This window comes from Pontibacter kalidii (assembly GCF_026278245.1).
In the GTDB taxonomy this organism is placed as follows: Bacteria; Bacteroidota; Bacteroidia; order Cytophagales; family Hymenobacteraceae; genus Pontibacter; species Pontibacter kalidii.
Map to the genome: position 1 here is coordinate 353,280 of NZ_CP111079.1, position 18,307 is coordinate 371,586.

The window sequence follows — 18,307 nt, forward strand, 5'->3', positions numbered from 1 at the left end:
AAAGTTATACAAGAGTCTCCTAACTTCTTCCTACTGGTAGGCCTTAATATTGTAAATGCCATCTTTATGCTGCTGGTTTAGCAGCGGCATCTTTAGATGTTACCATACACATTTACAGGAGCGGCCCCGCGAAAGCAGGGCCGCTCTTTTTATGTCTTTCCGGTTAAAATTTGCTTATTTTGCTTAGAGGGGACACGGTTTAGAGGAGTATATCAAAACAAGTATAGGATTATAGTTTATGGCAGGACATAATAAGTGGTCGCAGATAAAGCGAAAGAAAGGGGCCCTTGACGCCAAACGTTCAAAGATTTTTACCAAACTGATAAAGGAGATCACGGTGGCCGTGAAAGAGGGCGGCCCCGACCCGGATGGCAACGCGCGCCTGCGCCTGGTTATCCAAACGAGCAAAGCTGCCAACATGCCTAAGGACAACATCGAGCGCGCCGTGAAGAAAGGAGAGGGGAGCGATGCCGGCGATTACAGCGAGGTAAGCTACGAAGGCTATGGCCCCGGCGGCGTGGCGGTGCTGGTGGAGTGTCTCACCGATAACATTAACCGCACCGTGCAGAACCTGCGCACCATGTTCAACAAAAGCGGCGGTAGCCTGGGCACCAGCGGCTCCGTGGACTACCTCTTCGACCGCAAGGGCGTGTTTGTGGCAAGGTTAGACCCCGGGCAAAGTATAGACGAGGACGAGCTGCTGCTGGAGCTGGCCGACGGGGGCGCCGAGGAAGTGGAGTTTGAGGAGGGCTACATTACCATTTACAGCGCCATGGAGGATTTCGGGGCCATGCAGCGAAAGGTAGAGGAGCTTAACCTTGACCTGGAGAACGCCGAGTTGCAGCGCCTGCCGCAGACCACGGTGAAGGTGGAGGACCCGGGGGCGGTGCGGAAAGTGCTGAAGCTGATCGACGCGCTGGAGGACGACGACGATGTGCAGAAAGTATACCACAACCTGGAGCTGAGCGAGGAAGTGCTGGCAGCGCTGGAGTAGAGGTATGGCAAAGTATAAACTGGCCGCAGACTCAGGTTTGCGGCTTTTTGTTTGGCGATGACGCAAAGTATAAATCAATGCAACCGATCTTTAAAGACCTACTGGTGCTGGAGCTGGCAAGCGTGCTGGCCGGGCCAAGCGTAGGGCAGTTTTTTGCCGAGCTGGGCGCACGCGTGCTGAAGGTGGAGAACGCCGCCACCCACGGTGACGTCACCCGCAGCTGGAAGCTGGGCTCCGAACCTGCCCAAACCGATACCCCCGCCTATTTCTGCGCCGCCAACTGGGGCAAAACCTCCCTGGCCCTGAACTTAACGGAGCCGCAGCAACTGCAGCAGCTGTATACCTTGGTAAGGCAGGCCGACGTGGTGATTGCCAGCTACAAGCCCGGTGACGCCGAGCGGCTGCAGGTAGATTACGAAACCCTGCAACGTATGAATCCGCGTTTGGTGTATGGCCACATCACCGGCTACGGGCCCGAGGATGCACGGGCAGGCTACGATGCGGTGGTGCAGGCCGAGAGTGGCTTTATGTACCTGAACGGCGAGCCGGATGGCCCGCCGGTGAAGATGCCGGTGGCCCTTATGGACATCCTGACGGCGCACCAACTGAAGGAAGGGCTGCTGGTAGCGCTGCTGCAGCGGGAGCGCACGGGGCAGGGGCAGCTGGTGGAGGTGTCGCTGTTACAGGCGGCCGTGTCGGCGCTGGCCAACCAGGCCACCAACTACCTGGTGGCGGGGCAGGAGCCGCAGCGCATGGGTTCTGAGCATCCTAATATTGTGCCTTACGGTTCGGTTTATACGTGCAGGTGCGGCAAACAGCTCGTGCTGGCCATCGGCGACGACCGGCAGTTCAGGAGGCTGTGCGCTATACTTGGCGCCGAAGGTATGGCCGATGATCCGAAGTATAAAACCAACTATGCGCGCGTACAGCACCGACAGGAGGTAAACGGGCGGCTGCGCCAGCTCATAGCGCAGCAGGAGCGGGAAAGCCTGCTGCGGCAGCTGCACACCCGGCACGTGCCGGCCGGCGCCGTGCATACCATACCGGAAGTTTTTGAGCTGCCACAGGCGCAGCAGCTGTTGCTGCACCACCCCAACAGCAAACCGGGGTTGCGGCAGGTGGCTTTCCGGCTGCAGGGGCAGCAGGAACTGGAGCTAAGCCCGCCGCCAACGTATACTAATGGTGGAGCTGAGGGCGCTAGTGGCCTGCGCTGCTGACAAAATTCGCCTGCTTACGCTGTTTACGGTCTTGTTTATACTTGCGCAAATCCGCAGAAACTAAACAAAGTGGCCAAAAGAGGGGTAAAAACTAATTCTGACACACCCAAAGGCATACAAACTATGGAAGAGAAAGAAGAGAAAAAGATAGAGACCAGTCGATTAGATGATATCATCAGCGGCCTGCACCACAAGTCCAAAACCAAGCAGGAGATTTACCGCAATACCAAGCAGGCCTTTGAGCGGTTGAAAAGTATCTCGCAGGACCTGGTGGCGGAACTGACCGACCGGGTCACGCGCCAGGATGCGGATGTGGTGATAGAGTACCGCAACATCGGCGAACATGAGTTCCAGATAAAGTTCTCCGGTGACCTGCTGGTTTTCGTGATGCACACCAATATCATCACCTTCCCGGACGATTACGAGATCATGCGCAACGACTACGTGGACGAGGACTTCAGGAGGCGCTTTTTCGGGCACATCATGGCCTACAACTTCATGGCAGACACCATCAAGTATAACCGCCTCGACGACCCGGGGTACCTCATCGGCCGCATGCTTATCAACATCGAGAACCACTACTGTATTGAAGGCGTGAAGCAGCTGGACCTGCCGCAGGAGAAGATCACCAATATCGCCGAGAACGTGCTCACCAACCGGGTGCTGCGCATCATCGTGGAGAGCGCCATGATTGCCGCCGTGAACAACGACCTGATGGGCCAGGACGTGAGCGACATCGAGCGTATTACCCTGAAGCAAAAGCTGGAGAACATGCACCTGACCAAGCCCCGCAAACTCGGCTTCCAGATAAGCCCGGAGCTTACGCATTAACCTCCTTCATACTTTATACTTACATAAAAAGGCCCGGGCAACACCCGGGCCTTTTCTCGTCAATCTTTAAACTAAAACTCTTTTTTTTGATGAGGGTGGTGATTGCAGCCCCCCCCTAAGCCCTCTGGAGTGCAGAGTTATACTTGTTGGAGGGGGAGGCGTGACTGTCACCAATTCGGGCCCACACCCTATTCGGCCTCCACGGGCTCCTCGCGCAGTTTAAGGATAGCTTCCTCCAGTTCGGGCAGGCTTTCCAGCAGCTGCTCAAAGCTCTCGATACAGAAGTACTGGCTCTGGAACGTCTCCTTGATGTAGGCTCTGTCCAGGATGTGCTGCACGTCAAAGTCGTGTTTCACGCTCTGCTCCGATACCGACAGCCTGCTCTCGCCAACCGACGAAAGTATGCCTGCACCGTAAATGCGCGCCTCCGCGCCAGGCTTTCGGAACAGGCCAAACTCGATGGTGTACCAGTAGATGCGCGTCAGGCGGTCCACAATATCGGGGCGGTCTACGTGCTGCAGCGCCATGGCCGATAGTTTTGCCAGAAACTCGCAGTACACCGGAATAGTGAGCAGCGGCACGTGGCCGAACACGTCATGGAACATATCCGGCTCCTCCAGGTACTCGAGCTGGCCCATACTCCTGATCCACACGGTGGCCGGGAACTTCTTTTCCGCGATCAGGCCGAAGAACAGTGCATCGTCCACAATGCCGGGAGCGGCCACCACCTCAAAGCCGGTCAGGGGCTTCAGGCGCTCGTTTACCTCCGCAAAGTTCGGGATGCGGTCCGGCTGGAAATTCACCAGCTTCAGGCCCTCAAAAAACTCGGGGATGGCTTTACCGGGCAGGTTCTCGATCTGGCGCTGGAACAGGATGGCCCAAACGTTATGGTTCTCTTCGGTGTAGGTGCTGTAGTTCTGAGTCAGGTTCATGTTGTTATGGTTTGGTTTTTTGAATTGGGTACAAACGAAAAAAAGCAGGGGCTTAGGCCCGCTGCTTTGGCAGGTTCACCGCTGGGAGGGCCTTGGTGGCGTTGCTCCTCGAGTCTAAAATATTAGGTGTTGGTGATTGCCTTAGCTGCGGGTGCTGTAATAGCGATAATAATAGCTGTAATAGCTATAAACGCTCAGGCAATAAGAATAGGCAGTACGCAGCAGCGCCATGCCAAGGGATGTTGGCAAAGGAAGTGTGGTCGCTATGGCTGCGGGTTGATGCATGTGTTCTGTTACAGTTGCAAGAATGCGAACTTCTGGGTTAAACGCAAATGGCGGGGGTAGGTTTTTGTAGCTGACTTGTTTTTTCTGGTGGGGTATGCGTTTTGGTTATACTTGCGTTGGCTGTAAATTTATACTTGTGCTATACTTTATACTTGCCAGCTTATACTTCGTAGCGCCTCTCTTAGCCAAGGCTCACTGCAACACGGACCAAGCTATTCTTTCTAGCTGCCGTTCATTCACGGCTTTACAACCTGCTCGTTTCATTTCTGGCTTTGGAGCTCTCAAGCCCGAGCGGGCTCTGGGGGTAGGGGCCCTCGATAAGGGCATCGCGCTGGGAGCTTTTCCTGCCCTCGTGCCTCGGGCTGCCTCGCTCTCGCTCTGCACCGGAAAAACTCGCATAGGCGCTCAACGGAAAGACTGGGATCAGATTTGATTGCCATCGCTGATAGAGCTTGAACGGAGCTCCCCTCCTTGGACAAGGAGGGGTAGGGGTGGTTGGATACGGTGCGGCAAAACTTCTCTTATGTTTGGTGGGTGGGAAGGGTTTATACTTTGCAAGGGAAGTTGGATCTTACGTTTCTCCTTTATCTGAACATTTATACAAATCGTATACAAAATTAGAAGTATGGAGGGCGGGAGTATGGCAGAAACAGCTATAGGAAAGTATAGGTGCGCCGGCAGGAAGGCGGTGCTGCTGCTGTTCTGGCTGCTGGCTGCCTGTGCTGCACCGCCTTCTGCCACCAAACCGCTTAAAACGAAATATGTGGTGATTGTCGTGATAGACGGCACACGCTGGTCTGAAACCTGGGGAACCGTGCCGGGGATTATCCCAAACATGTCCACCGTCCTGATGCCGATGGGCGTTTTCCTACCGAACTTCTTCAACGATGCTTATACCTACACCAACTCCGGGCACGCGGCTATCACTACTGGCGTGAACCAGCCGATTGATAATTACGGCGACGAGCTTCCGGCTAACCCTTCCATTTTCCAGTATTTCCTGAAGCAGACGGGCAAACCGGCCACAGCAGCCTGGATCGTCTCGAGCAAAGACAAGCTGCACATACTTGCCAATACCAGCAGGCCCGGCTGGGAGAATGCATTTCAGCCATCGGTAAATGCGGGCAAGAGCGGCCCCGGCACCGGCTACCGCATGGATTCACTGACGCTAGTAGAGGCAAAGCGGATTCTGATGAACTACAAGCCCAACCTGATGCTCATCAACTTCATGGAGCCCGACGGCTTCGCCCATGCCGGCAACTGGGAAAATTATTTAAGGGGTATCTCCAGGGACGACCGGTATGTAAAGGAGCTTTGGGACTTTCTGAACAAGGACGAGACTTTCCGGGGGAAGACCACCCTGTTTATCACCTCCGACCATGGCCGCCACCTGGACGAGGTAGACGGCGGCTATATGGAACATGGCGACAACTGCCCCGGCTGCGAGCAGATCTACCTGCTGGCCCTGGGGCCGGATTTCAGGAGGGGAATGGTAGAAACAAGGCATACCCTCATCGATATTGCCCCCACGGTGGCACGCTTGCTCAACCTAGAGATGGACTCGGTGGTGGTGGTGCCACGGGTGGATACCACCTTCGTGGAGCTCGCCATGGACACGACGCTGGTGGCGCAAAAGAGGGACTCCATCCGCTTAGAGATAAAAATGGACACCACTATGCTGAAGGGCAGGGTGATGGAAGAGTTGTTCAGGTAGAGCCATCCCTGCGAAGCTGCCCCATTCGGGTGCATGTAGAGAAGTAAGTGCCTCTTGCGCTTACAAACGCAGGAAGTATACTATAATTAGCCGTCCACAGGTATGAAAACGTGGCTCTCCTACTTCGTTCTTTCTCTGCTGCTGCTCAGTTTGCCACTGCAGCTCCGGGCGCAGCCTGACACTACTGTACTTTCTTTCGCGGATACAGAGGCCAGGGAGCTTCAAAACCCACTTTTCCTGAGTAACGAGGTGCTGCACTTTACCCTCCGGATGGATATGAAGACGGTCCTGAAGGATAGGGGCGATGAGCGGGAGTCGCATGGGGCGGTGCTTGTTTATAAGGATGCCAGTGGTGTGGAGGTGGAGGAGAAGCTGAAGGTGCGGGTGCGGGGCAACCGCCGCCGCGACCCCTCCGTGTGTGATTTCCCGCCGCTGCAGCTCAACTTCTCCCGCAAAACCGTGGAGAAAACCATTTTCGGTAAGGTGAACAAGCTGAAAATGGTTACGCACTGCATCAACGACGAATATGTGCTGCGCGAGTACCTGGTATATAAAGTATACAACACCCTGACCGATGCCAGTTACCGCGTGCGGCTGTGCCGGGTACAGTACGAAGACCTGAAGGGGAGGCGCAAAACCCAGACAGGGTATGCGTTTTTGATTGAGGATGATGACGTGATGGCCGCCCGCAACAACGCCACCGTTATGCCCGAGGAGGCATTCGTGCGCATGGACAGGACAGCGGAAATGCCCATGGCCAAACTGGCGTTCTTTCAGTTCATGATCGGCAACACCGATTGGTCGGTGCCCTACCGCCACAACATCGACCTGCTGCTGGTAGACTCGCTTGCTGCGCCCCTACCCGTGCCATTTGATTTTGATTATGCCGGCATTGTGGCGACACCCTATGCCTCGCCGCCGCCCGAGTTAGGCATCACTTCAGTCAGGCAGCGGCTGTTCCGGGGGTATACCTACCCCGATGAAGTATACGTGCAGGTGCGGAAAGTTTTTAACCAGCGCAAGCCCGCCATCTACAAAGTATACCAAAGCTTTACGCTGCTGGACAGGGGCTACATCCGGCAAACCACCAAATACCTTGACCAATTTTACGAAGCCCTCAACGACCCCAGGGATTTTCATAATGCCTTTGTGCGGCAGGGGCAGCAGAACCTACGGTCCAGTGTGGTGGTGAAGGGGCTGGAAAAGTAAAATCCCCTCCTGAGCGCAGAAGGGGATTTTATACTTTATACTTACATCAGTTCGGCCAGCTCCAGCCATCGGAACTCCTTTTCTTCCAGCTGCTCGTGTATACTTTCTAATTCCTTTGCCCAGGCCCCTAACTGTTCATGGTCGGTGGTGGTGCCGGCGTTCATGGTCTCTATCAACTCAGCCTTGCGGTTCTCCAGCTGCTCTATTTCCTGCTCCAGGCGCTCGTACTCCTTTTTCTCGTTATAGGTGGCCTTGCGCTTGCCGTTAGGTGGCTCCGGTTTTTTCTCCGCAACCGGTGCCGGTGCAACAGCTTTGGCTTCTTCCTGCTGTAGCTTGTCCTGCTTCTCCTGCTCTTTCTGCCACTCGCGGTAGTCGGTGTAGTTGCCCGGGAAGTTGCGGATCTGCCCTTCACCCTCAAACACGAACAGGTGCTCCACCAGCCGGTCCATAAAGTAGCGGTCGTGGCTCACGATGAGCAGGCAGCCACCGAAGTTCAGCAGGAAATCCTCCAGGATGTTGAGCGTGATGATGTCCAAATCGTTGGTAGGCTCGTCGAGGATAAGGAAGTTCGGGTTTTTGATGAGCACGCGCAGCAGCTGCAGACGGCGCTTCTCGCCACCGCTCAGCTTGCTTACAAACGTATACTGCTGCGGCGGGGCGAACTGAAAGTGCTGCAAAAACTGGCTCGCCGTGATCACCTCGCCGTTGGCCATCTCCACAACCTCGGCAATCTCCTTCACGATGTCGATCACGCGCTGGTCCTCCTTATACACTAGCTCATCCTGAGTATAGTAGCCAAACACCGTGGTCTGGCCGGCGTCAATCAGCCCCGCATCCGGCTGCAATTTGCCCGTCAACATGTTCAGGAACGTGGACTTGCCGGCTCCGTTCGGTCCAACAATGCCGATGCGGTCCTTTTTCTTAAAGACGTAGCTAAAGTCGTCCACGATCTTCTTCTGCCCGAACGATTTAGAGATATGATCCACTTCGATGATCTTACCACCCTGGCGCGTGGTTTTCACCGACAGCTCCAGCTGCGGGCCGGCTGTTTTCTTGGCGGCTTTCTCCTTCAGTTCCTCAAAAGCATCTACTCTATACTTGGCCTTGGTGCCCCGGGCTTTGGGCTGGCGACGGATCCAGTCCAGTTCCTTGCGCATCAGGTTGCGGGCTTTCTCCGTCTCGGCGGCGGCAGACAGCTCCCGCTCGGCCTTCTTCTCCAGGAAATAGCTGTAATTTCCTTTGTAAGTATAAATCTCGCCGTTATCAAGTTCGGCTATCTCGTTGGCTACCTTGTCCAGGAAATAGCGGTCGTGGGTTACCATCAGCAGGGTGGTGTTCTGCGTGCTCAACATTCCCTCCAACCATTCGATCGTGTCCAGGTCCAGGTGGTTGGTGGGCTCGTCGAGTATGAGCATGGTCGGTTCCTCTATCAGCACACGGGCCATGGCCACCCGCTTGCGCTGGCCCCCGGAGAGGCTCTTGATCGGCACATCCAGGTTGTTGATGCCCAACTTGGAGAGGATCTGCTTTACCTTCACCTCAAAATCCCAGGCCTGCAACTCGTCCATGCGCTCCATGAGCTGCTGCATTTTAGCTGCGGCGGTGTTGGGATTGGCAATGGCAGCCTCGTAATCCTTTATCAGCTCCAGGGTCTCGTTCTGCATCGAGAAAATGGTCTGCTGCACGGTCAGTTCCTCGTCGAACTCCGGGTTTTGGCCCAGGTAGCCGATGCTTACCTCTTTGCGCACGCTCACGCTACCTTCGTCAGGAGGCAGTTTGCCGGCCAGGATGTTGAGCAAGGTGGTTTTACCGGAGCCGTTTACGCCCACCAGCACCACGCGCTGCCCCTGGCTGATGCCAAAGTTCAGGTTCTTAAAAAGCCAGCGGTCGCCGAAGCTCTTGGATACATTCTCAGCAGATAGGTAGTTCATACTACAAAGTTAGTGATGTGCCGACACAAAAGATAATGCCGGCTCTACAAAACAGGCAAGTATAAAAAAGGCCGGCCTTGTGGGGCCAGCCTTTTTGCTGCGGTTAAAGTTATTTTTAGTGTATGGTATCCTGTGTGGCGTGGCGCCTGCTGTAAGCCTCGCTTGGCCTGCGGTGGGTTGTAAGCGAAGCCAGAATCGCGAACACACCACCAATTAGGTGCGGCATGTATACACGGTCTGCAAAGTTAAACATCCACGGCGACAGGGCCAGAATTACGCCCAGGCCAAAGTCGACCATCAGGTGCGTCTGCATCGGAATCTTGTGGATCAGCCCTACCTCAAAGTCTGTGAAGATCGTCTGGAGCAGGATCAGGATACCGGCGGCCACCATTACCCAGGTGGCGGCGCTAACATCTGAAAAATTGAATAACCATGGAGCTGCTATAAATAACAACCCCACCACATAATCTAATATCCCGTGGAATCGGGTTGGGATAAATCTCATATCAAACCTCCTTTCGTAAATAGTTTACAGGTTGTTATACGAGCCCGATTAGATTAGTATGAAAAATAGTGCAATTTTTTGAGTGAATGGCTACTCGTTTACGACCAACGCACGCGCTATGTAATCGTGCAGCATCTGGTGCCTTCGCGAGTTCACCATCAGCACAAAACCAAGGCCCAGCGGAACAAGGGAGAGCAGTTTGGAGAAGTAGCGCAGGTTAGCCTGTGCAAACGTGACGGGCCTGCCGCGCAGGTCGGTCACGCGCAGGCCAATGGTAAACTTGCCGATGGTGGCCTGTTTCTGCGACGATTCCAGCACCGTATAGTAAGCCCAATGGAGGAGCGGGAAGTATGGGTTGAGGAAAACCAGCTTCGCAATCACCAGCAGTTCGTCCAGCTTAATGCCGCCGCTATAGATCTTATCCCAGGTGTAAACATGCTCCAGGTTGCCGCCCATCCCGTAAATAATAAACGTGTAGAGAAAAACCAACAGGGTGGTGTCTACCAGAAAGGAAACGAATCGGGCAGAAAGCGTGCCGTATAAAGCAGAACGTTTTACCGTGGGTGCGGGGGAGAGCGTATAAGTGCTTTGCATGAGCAGTAGTAGGATATATAGTTTCTGTACGGCCTGTTATGAGCCTCTTAAATCTTTCTTCCCTCCCTTTATCTGGAGGAGCACCTTTGGCAAGGTTAGCTACCTGCATCGTTAGCTAAGTGTGGCGTAGTAGGGTATTGCTGTTAAAAATACATTTTTATTGTAAAACAGCAAATAGTTTGAATATTTTTTATTAAGGATGTGTGGTTATGTGAATTAATTTTCTGCAAATATAACTTTGTTTAGGAGTTATAAATTCGAAAAGGTTACAAAATACAGTGAATGTATATTTTACAAGGGTGAACAGCTGCGTTCTCCTTGTTTTAGCTAAATTCGCTCTTCATGAACCAGGAAAAGAGAGACAGGCCGATAGGCATTTTTGACAGTGGGATAGGTGGACTTACTGTGGCTCAGGCAATTATAAATGTGCTGCCAAACGAGCGCCTCGTGTACTTCGGCGACACCGCCCACCTGCCCTACGGCGACAAGTCTACGGCGGCGATACAGGCCTACGCGGTAAAGATTTGCGACCTGCTGATACGGCAGCAATGCAAGGTGATACTCATCGCCTGCAATTCGGCCTCGGCGGCGGCTTATGAGCTGGTGAAGGAGTATGTGGGCAGCAAAGCCAAAGTGCTCAACGTCATAGACCCGATCGTGAGGCACATCGGCCAGAGCTACCCCGACAAAACCATCGGCCTGATCGGCACCAAGCAAACCGTGAACTCCAACGTGTACCGCAAGAAGGTGGACGAGCTGGATCGCAGCATTGAGCTGAGGTCGCTGGCCACGCCGCTGCTGGCGGCCATGATAGAGGAGGGTTTCTTTAATGATTCCATCTCCGAGAGCGTGATCCATGCCTATCTCTCGGACCCGCACCTGCAGAACATCGAGGCGCTTATACTTGGCTGCACCCATTACCCGCTCATCAAAAAACAGATAGAGAATTATTATAAAGGCGGGGTGGACGTGCTGGATGCCAGCCAGATCGTGGCGCAGCAGGTAAAGGATTACCTGGATCAGCATCACCTCGCCGCCGAAAAACGCTCCGGCGACCATACCTTTTACGTCTCCGACTTCACCCGTTCTTTCGAGGAAAGCACCCGCATCTTCTTTAAGCGCAAAGTACACCTGGAGCACTACCCGCTGTGGGAATGATATGGAGTTAGAGAGTTAAAGAGTTTGGGAGTTAGAGAGCATGTAAATCTCTCCTTCCTTGCAGGACTTCAGTCCTATGTCGTGGGGATGAGGTTATATCGGTGACTCGTCTGGCTCGGAAAGCCATACTTATACTTGAGCTATACTTGCCGGTTTATACTTTCGCTGGCGCGGGCTTGTAGCCCGTGCCTTTTATTTCCGAGATCCTGGTTATACTTTGCTTATACTTTATACTTTGGCTATACTTTCATAGCCCCTGCTTTCTGCAACTGGACACAAGCGACCCTTGCTAGCTGCCGTTCATCCTCAGTCTTATAAACCCATCGTTTCATTTCCTGCTTTGGCTCCCTCCAGGCCGGGAGGCCTCGTCCTCGGGTATCGCGCTGTGTTCCCTCCTGCGCCATAGCGCTGCCCTTTCAGGGCACCGGAAATCTACAAGGCGCTCAACCCGAGGACTGGGTATCATTTTGATAGCTGCTTGCAATGCAACATGAACCGAGCTCTCTCTCCTGTTCTTAGGAGAGGGTTGGGGTGAGGTGAAATTCGGTATCGCTACCAAAAACTCGAAGAACCTGCTTTCATATCTAATAAATTGAAATCTGTAACCACCTAACTGCTGCGAACAAGTATAAACCGGACCATTTTAAGGCACTTCCGCGTAAAAAGGTTATCTTTATGCTAATCAAGACTAATCCTGATGAAGAAGAAATACCTGACCATAGGCGACCTGAAGCGCAATGCTTTTATCGTGGCGGCCGCTGCCTGCATGGGCCTGACAAGCTGCGGGCCTAATAACCAGAGCGAGGAGTGGAACACCGGCGAGGAAGTAGTCGTTCCGGACGGCATCATTACGGAGCTGACAGAAGAGACGCCGGACCAGTGGAAGATAACCGACGAGCGGACCACGGCACCCGGTAAAAGTATGGCTATCCTAAAGTATAACGACGGCCGCGTGGACACGCTGCAGGGCCTGGAGCTGGAGAACCAGATGAAGGCTCTGGCTGATAACCAGCAGGTATACCAGCAGGGAGGCTTTGGTATGGGCAATGTGCTGTGGTGGAGCGCATTGGGTTATATGGCTGGCCGTACCATGGGACCGCGCGCAGGTTATTACGCCAACCCGAACATCATGAACAATACTACCGCATGGCGCCAGAACGTGCAGACGTATCGTCAGCAAAGCACTGCGCCTCGCTCAGGCAGAAGTGGCTTTTTTAGAGGCCGTAGCGGTGGGGCAGGAGCCTAATATATAAGACTTTAATGCAGAAGAATACGACGATCCGTGTGGAGACGCATTCCGGCGACGTGGAAACGGCTGTGCGTGGCCTTGGTTGGGAGTGGTGCGTGGAAGACGGCTGCGCCAACTATGTACCCGGCGAGGCAGTGGTGCTGCCCGAGCAGGAGGCCGATGCCTTGCTGGAGGCTGCCGATACGCTGTACGAGATGATGACCAATGCCGTTCCCGATGATTTGCCGGGCGAATTCCTGCGCGTGCTGGGGATACCGGAGAACCTGTGGGAGTTGGTGCGCCAGTCCTGGAACGACGACAGGCATTGGCACCTGTATGGCCGCTTTGACCTGGTGCAAACGCCGGAGGGGCCAAAGCTGCTGGAGTTCAACGCCGATACCGCTACTTCCATACCCGAAACGGCCGTGGTGCAGTGGGCGAGCCTGGCAGCTGCCGGTAAACACGATGCCAAGCAGTACTCGGGACTGTACGAGGCGCTGGTGGAGCAACTGAAGACCTGGCGCATGCTCAACGACGACCTGGCACCCGCACTGCTGCTCACCTACATGGGGGGCAGCGCCGAGGACGAAGCCAACTGCGCCGTGATAGCCCAGGCTGCTGCCGAGGCTGGTTTCGACCCGCACCTTTGCGCGGCAGAGGAGATGAGTGTGTCTACAGAGGGGGCTGAGCGAGGCGTTTGGGCGCAGGTGGAGGCAGAGCAGTGGCGGCAGTTTCCGTTCCTGTTTAAGCTGCTGCCCTGGGAGCAGATAGCCTGGGACGAGCCAGAGCTCTGCGACACCCTCACGCAACTGGCGGCCACCCGAAACGTGGTTATCGCCAACCCGGCTTATACGCTATTGTTCCAAAGCAAAGGCATGCTGGCCTGGCTCTGGAAAGCGTACCCTTACCACCCGCTCCTCCTCGAAACCGATCTTTCACCTATCAGCGGCAAGTATATCCGCAAACCCTACTTCGGCCGCGAGGGGCAAAGTATAGAAGTAGTGGACCGTGTGCCGGTAACCAAAATAGCAGGCGAGTACGACAAGCAGCAGCAGGTGTACCAGCGTTGGGTAGATCTGCCCGAGGATAATAGAGGTTACCAGTACCAGGCTGGCGTGTTCTGGGCCGGCGAAGGTTGCGCTATCGGGTTTCGAAGGGAAAAGGGTATCATCACCAATCTGTCGCAGTTTGTGCCGCATTTGGTAGAGTAGTTTGTAAGTTAACATATAGGATGTCTATAGAATCAGAAGAAGATCTGGCTGGTATGCAGCAGATAAGCGAGGCAGTTGCCATTACACTAAAGAAAATGCGCGAGTATGCCAGGCCAGGCATCACAACCAAAGAGCTGGATGCGTATGGCTATGAGGTGCTGCAATCCTTTGGGGCTAAGTCCGCACCAAAAATCACCTACGACTTTCCCGGCTATACTTGCATCAGCGTAAACAACGAGGCCGCGCACGGCATCCCTTCCGAGAACACGGTGCTGAAAGAGGGGGATCTGGTGAACATTGACGTGTCGGCGGAGCTGAATGGCTTTTATGCCGACAACGGCGGCTCTTTTATACTTGGCAAGGATGTGCACGGCCTGAACAAGCTAGTGGCAACTTCCATAAGCGCGCTGCACAAAGCGCTGAAGGAAATTAAAGGCGGGAAAAGAATCTCGGAGATAGGAAGGATTATTGAGACAGAAGCCAAAAAGAACGGCTTTAAGGTGATTAAGAACCTGGTGGGGCACGGCGTAGGGAGAAGCCTGCATGAGGCACCTGAGGAGATCCCTTGCTTTTACGACAGGTACAATACGCAGCGCTTCCGAAAGAACACGGTAGTAGCCGTAGAGACCTTCATCTCTACCAAAGGCAGCTATACCCACGAAAAAGGAGACGGCTGGACGCTGCTGGCCGAAAGAGGCGGCTTTGTGGCGCAGCACGAACACACGATCTTGATCACCGACGGGGAGCCAATCATCCTTACCAAAGCGAATGGGATATAGACCCTTCATTGCCAATGCTGGTGCGAGCTTGTAGCTCGTACCTACCCGAAAAGTCTATCTACTATAATTATTGTTTACCTGTGCTACTAATGCGTTGTATGGTTGCACTATCACCAACGACCTCCTGTCAAGCTCAGTAACCAGACCCTGCATCTTCAATTCTCCAAATTTAACCCTACCTTTGCGGGGATAAAGATAAACGCTATGCTCGCTTTTCTGCTGACCTTAGGAGCCTTGCTGGGAGTGGTGATTGTGCTGGCCTATGCCGAGCGCAAGGTGGCCGCTTTTATGCAGGACCGCATGGGGCCTACCGAGGCGGGGCCGCAGGGCTCGCTGCAGGCCGTGGCCGACGTGCTAAAGCTGTTGCAGAAGGAAGACATCGTGCCTGCCGCAGCTGATAAGAAGCTGTTCAAGCTGGCACCTATCCTCATCTTTGCTGCTGTTTTTGCAGGCTTTGCCGTAATCCCTTTCACGCCGGACCTGGTGCCGGCGGGCATTGGCATCGGCGTATTTTACCTGCTGGCCATTGTGTCGCTGGATGTGGTAGGGCTGCTGATGGCTGGTTGGGGCTCCAATAACAAGTATGCCATGCTGGGCGCGATGCGCTCGGTGGCGCAGATTGTGTCATATGAGATTCCGGCCGGGCTGGCTATACTTTCGGCGGTGATGATTTGCCAGTCGTTGGATTTCCAGGAGATCAGTTACCAGCAAGGGGCGCTGATGAACCAGTTCCCGGGGCTGGAGTATGAGATGAACTGGCTGTTTGGCATTGAGGCGTTGGGCATCAACACCACCACCATTGGAGGAATCACAACCTGGAACATTTTCCGGGCTCCCATACTGCTGGTGGCCTTTGTGATCTACTTCATCGCCTCACTGGCTGAGAGCAACCGCGCCCCCTTCGATATTCCGGAAGCGGAGTCGGAACTGGTGGCGGGTTTCCATGTAGAGTACTCGGGCTTCCGGTTCGCCGTACTGTTTTTAGCTGAGTATAGTATGATGGTGCTGGTGTGCCTGGTGGCGGTGGTGCTGTTTTTAGGTAGCTGGAACACACCGCTTCCGAACATTGGCCCTGTGGCGCTGGCTTACTGGACTTCCGGCACACCGGGCGAGTTATCCGGCATACTGTGGGGTGTTTTCTGGCTGCTGAGCAAAACTTTTGTGCTGCTGTTTTTACAGCTGCAGCTCCGCTGGACTTATCCGCGCCTGCGCGTAGACCAGCTCATGCACCTGTGCTGGAAAGTGCTCACGCCGGTAGCACTGGCTGTAGTTTTAATAGCAGGTATCTGGCGTTTGTTGATGATATAATTTTAGACGCAAGAGTGGAGAGGGGAATCAGATACATTTGGTAACAGATTAATGCACAAATTTATTGAGGCACTCAGAAAGAGATTGCAGGAGCCATTACCTGGTGAAGCAGCTCATAACCAAATGGCTAGTATAGCCCGGAGCAACCTTAAACTCAGAGCGAAGCCCGACAGCCAGACGAAGGAGAGTGCCGTACTGATACTGTTTTACCAGGATAAAGATAAAATAAAGCTGCCACTTATCCTGAGGCCCGTTTATGTGGGCGTACATAGCGGCCAGATAGGGCTGCCCGGAGGCAGAAAAGAAAAAGCAGACGCAGATTTCTACGAAACAGCCTTAAGAGAGGCGAAGGAAGAAATAGGTATCAACCCGGCAGATGTTACAGTTATTGGCCACCTGAGCGATCTGTTTGTGTTTGCCAGCAACCATATGGTGCATCCGGTGGTTGGTTATATAAACCACAAACCAGTATTTTTAACTGACCCGAGGGAGGTAGACCAACTGATAGAAGTACCGCTCTCCACGCTGCTCGATAAAAGCATCAGGGGCATCACGAATATGGTGGTATCTGGCAATATGGAGATTTCTGCGCCTTATTTTGGTGTTGACGGCCATACCGTCTGGGGCGCCACTGCTATGATGCTGAGTGAGTTGCTAAGTATAATAAATGAGCTGGAGGAGGATGCGCTCTAAGTGTCTTACCCTCTAGGTCTAAACTTTAAAGGATGAAAGAAGCGCTTCGAAATAAAACCGGTTTTGGGTACGTGGTGAAGTCGCTGCTGAGTGGGCTAGGCCTGACCTGGAAGCACTTTAAGAATGCCCGTAACCGCCGTACCCCCGAGTATGTGTCGGACGAGAATTATTTTAAGCAGCCCGATGGCATGGCTACGCTGAAGTACCCGTACGAGGCCCTCCCTGTGCCCGACAACGGTCGCTACCGCTTGCACAACGAGATCGACGACTGCATTGTCTGCGACCTCTGCGCCAAAATTTGCCCCGTAAACTGCATCACCATTGAGTCGGTGAAGGCTACGGAAGATATCGGTATGACCTCCGATGGCACGAAAAAGCGCCTGTTTGCGCCGGTGTTCGACATTGACATGGCCAAGTGCTGCTACTGCGGCCTCTGCACCACGGTTTGCCCCACCGACTGCCTCACCATGACGCCGGTGTACGACTTCTCGGAAGTAGACATCAAGAACATGGTTTACCACTTTACCGACATCACGCCTGAGCAGGCTGAGGAGAAGAAGCAGCTGCTAGCCAGGCAGCAGGAGGAAATGGCCGCAGCCAAAGCGGCGGCGCTGGCGGCACGGAAGCAGGGGTAAGCGTAGACCTCGCGGCGTGCGCAGCTCCCGCGAGTGTCTTGTAAACTACGGAGCAAGAGCTTTTGCAACAGACCCTCGCAGGGCCTCTGGACACTGTGAGGCCTTTGAACAACCATTAACCAATAACGATCAACTAACAACAAAACCGTGCTTTTCTACCTCTTCGCCATACTTGCCATACTATCGGCGGCCTACATGGTGCTGACGCGAAACCTGCTGTATGCGGGCTTCTCGCTGCTGATCACGCTGCTGAGCATCGCGGGCATTTACGTGCTGCTGTTCGCTGATTTTATCGCCGTTACGCAGCTGATGGTGTATGTGGGCGGGGTACTGGTGCTCATACTATTTGGCATCATGCTCAGCAGCCGCGTGCACGATAAATCGGTGCTGTCGGAGAGCGTGAACAAAGTATGGGGCACCCTGGTGGCCGGGCTTATACTTGTCGGGCTGAGTTATACGATACTCAAGGCGAATATCAGCGCGCTGCCGTGGCTGCAGACTTCTGAGATGGATGTGCTGGGCGATCAGAAAAGCACGGTGCAAAGTATAGGCATTAAGCTGATGACGGATGTGGTGGTGCCTTTTGAGCTTGCCTCGCTGCTGCTGCTCATCGCCCTGATGGGCGCTGCCTACATAGCCACCGACAAACCCAAAGTATAGGTATGGATATTCCGTTAGAGCATATTTTACTCCTGAGTGCCGTGCTGTTCAGCATCGGGGTACTGGCCGTTATCTCCAAACGCCACGCCGTGGTGGTGCTGATGGGTATTGAGCTGATCTTTAATGCCGCCAACCTCAACCTGGTGGCTTTCAGCCGGCACGATCCTGCTTTGCTGCAAGGGCAGCTGTTTTCGCTTTTCGTGATTGTGGTAGCCGCCGCCGAGGCAGCCGTGGCGCTGGCCATTGTGCTGCGGGTATACCAGTACTTTAAAACAGCCAACCTGAGCGAGGTAGCAACGCAGGAAGAGTAAGGGAAACTTATCCTGCCGCAAGTTTTTAACTTGTGGCTTTGCATGAAGTTGGGTTTGTAACTCAGCTGGGCCGAAGGGCCAGGTTATCTACTAGAAGGCAACTATCCATTTA

19 protein-coding genes are annotated in these 18,307 nt (G+C 54.0%); 14 read left to right on the plus strand and 5 right to left on the minus strand.

Annotated features, from left to right (window positions below):
* Positions 1-238: 238 nt before the first annotated feature.
* The 3 genes from OH144_RS01490 (at position 239) to OH144_RS01500 (ending at position 3,042) form a co-directional block, all read left to right on the plus strand.
* Positions 239-994 (plus strand): YebC/PmpR family DNA-binding transcriptional regulator, encoded by a 756-nt coding sequence (locus tag OH144_RS01490; protein WP_266204514.1) that lies wholly within the window; start codon positions 239-241, stop codon positions 992-994.
* Positions 995-1,071: 77 nt separating this feature from the next.
* A complete protein-coding gene (locus OH144_RS01495) occupies positions 1,072-2,211 on the plus strand; it encodes a CaiB/BaiF CoA transferase family protein (RefSeq protein ID WP_266204515.1) in 1,140 nt (379 codons plus the stop codon).
* Positions 2,212-2,334: 123 nt separating this feature from the next.
* A complete protein-coding gene (locus tag OH144_RS01500; protein ID WP_266204516.1) occupies positions 2,335-3,042 on the plus strand; it encodes a hypothetical protein in 708 nt (235 codons plus the stop codon).
* 188 nt (positions 3,043-3,230) lie between these two features.
* Here OH144_RS01500 and OH144_RS01505 read toward each other — a convergent pair whose 3' ends face one another.
* Both OH144_RS01505 and OH144_RS01510 read right to left on the minus strand, forming a co-directional pair.
* Positions 3,231-3,974 carry a phenylalanine 4-monooxygenase gene (locus tag OH144_RS01505; protein WP_266204517.1) on the minus strand — a complete coding sequence of 248 codons (744 nt, stop codon included), beginning with the start codon at positions 3,972-3,974 and terminating at the stop codon, positions 3,231-3,233.
* 141 nt (positions 3,975-4,115) lie between these two features.
* Positions 4,116-4,259: a hypothetical protein gene (locus OH144_RS01510; protein WP_266204518.1), complete on the minus strand. Its 144-nt coding sequence runs from the start codon at positions 4,257-4,259 to the stop codon at positions 4,116-4,118.
* A 640-nt stretch (positions 4,260-4,899) separates the two neighbouring features.
* Here OH144_RS01510 and OH144_RS01515 point away from each other — a divergent pair.
* Both OH144_RS01515 and OH144_RS01520 read left to right on the plus strand, forming a co-directional pair.
* Entirely contained in the window at positions 4,900-5,973 is a 1,074-nt protein-coding gene (locus OH144_RS01515) for an alkaline phosphatase family protein (protein ID WP_266204519.1), read from the plus strand.
* A gap of 102 nt (positions 5,974-6,075) precedes the next feature.
* Positions 6,076-7,182, plus strand: a complete 1,107-nt coding sequence (locus tag OH144_RS01520) for a hypothetical protein (protein ID WP_266204520.1) — start codon at positions 6,076-6,078, stop codon at positions 7,180-7,182.
* A gap of 41 nt (positions 7,183-7,223) precedes the next feature.
* On the opposite strand, the gene OH144_RS01525 is transcribed toward OH144_RS01520, so the two are convergent.
* From OH144_RS01525 to OH144_RS01535, 3 genes are all read right to left on the minus strand, one after another.
* Complete coding sequence (locus OH144_RS01525; protein ID WP_266204521.1) at positions 7,224-9,113, minus strand: ABC-F family ATP-binding cassette domain-containing protein; 1,890 nt, start codon at positions 9,111-9,113, stop codon at positions 7,224-7,226.
* Positions 9,114-9,228: 115 nt separating this feature from the next.
* On the minus strand, positions 9,229-9,618 hold the full coding sequence (locus tag OH144_RS01530) for an SPW repeat protein (RefSeq protein ID WP_266204522.1): 390 nt from the start codon (positions 9,616-9,618) through the stop codon (positions 9,229-9,231).
* A gap of 90 nt (positions 9,619-9,708) precedes the next feature.
* Positions 9,709-10,212 carry an RDD family protein gene (locus OH144_RS01535; protein ID WP_266204523.1) on the minus strand — a complete coding sequence of 168 codons (504 nt, stop codon included), beginning with the start codon at positions 10,210-10,212 and terminating at the stop codon, positions 9,709-9,711.
* A 342-nt stretch (positions 10,213-10,554) separates the two neighbouring features.
* On the opposite strand from OH144_RS01535, the gene murI reads away from it, so the two are divergent.
* The 9 genes from murI (at position 10,555) to nuoK (ending at position 18,195) form a co-directional block, all read left to right on the plus strand.
* Complete coding sequence (gene murI / locus OH144_RS01540; protein ID WP_266204524.1) at positions 10,555-11,370, plus strand: glutamate racemase; 816 nt, start codon at positions 10,555-10,557, stop codon at positions 11,368-11,370.
* 697 nt (positions 11,371-12,067) lie between these two features.
* Positions 12,068-12,616, plus strand: coding sequence for a hypothetical protein (locus tag OH144_RS01545; protein WP_266204525.1), 549 nt, complete (start codon positions 12,068-12,070; stop codon positions 12,614-12,616).
* A gap of 14 nt (positions 12,617-12,630) precedes the next feature.
* Positions 12,631-13,809, plus strand: a complete 1,179-nt coding sequence (locus tag OH144_RS01550; RefSeq protein WP_266204526.1) for a glutathionylspermidine synthase family protein — start codon at positions 12,631-12,633, stop codon at positions 13,807-13,809.
* Between the two features lie 20 nt (positions 13,810-13,829).
* The gene (gene map / locus OH144_RS01555; RefSeq protein WP_266204527.1) at positions 13,830-14,588 is read left to right on the plus strand and encodes a type I methionyl aminopeptidase; all 759 of its coding nucleotides are present in this window, start codon (positions 13,830-13,832) and stop codon (positions 14,586-14,588) included.
* A gap of 204 nt (positions 14,589-14,792) precedes the next feature.
* Positions 14,793-15,896, plus strand: a complete 1,104-nt coding sequence (locus OH144_RS01560; protein WP_266204528.1) for a complex I subunit 1/NuoH family protein — start codon at positions 14,793-14,795, stop codon at positions 15,894-15,896.
* A 123-nt stretch (positions 15,897-16,019) separates the two neighbouring features.
* Positions 16,020-16,589 (plus strand): NUDIX hydrolase, encoded by a 570-nt coding sequence (locus OH144_RS01565; protein WP_266204529.1) that lies wholly within the window; start codon positions 16,020-16,022, stop codon positions 16,587-16,589.
* Between the two features lie 32 nt (positions 16,590-16,621).
* The gene (locus OH144_RS01570) at positions 16,622-17,224 is read left to right on the plus strand and encodes a NuoI/complex I 23 kDa subunit family protein (RefSeq protein ID WP_266204530.1); all 603 of its coding nucleotides are present in this window, start codon (positions 16,622-16,624) and stop codon (positions 17,222-17,224) included.
* Between the two features lie 147 nt (positions 17,225-17,371).
* Positions 17,372-17,884, plus strand: coding sequence for an NADH-quinone oxidoreductase subunit J family protein (locus OH144_RS01575; protein ID WP_266204531.1), 513 nt, complete (start codon positions 17,372-17,374; stop codon positions 17,882-17,884).
* A gap of 2 nt (positions 17,885-17,886) precedes the next feature.
* Entirely contained in the window at positions 17,887-18,195 is a 309-nt protein-coding gene (gene nuoK / locus OH144_RS01580) for an NADH-quinone oxidoreductase subunit NuoK (protein WP_323134771.1), read from the plus strand.
* Positions 18,196-18,307: the final 112 nt, after the last annotated feature.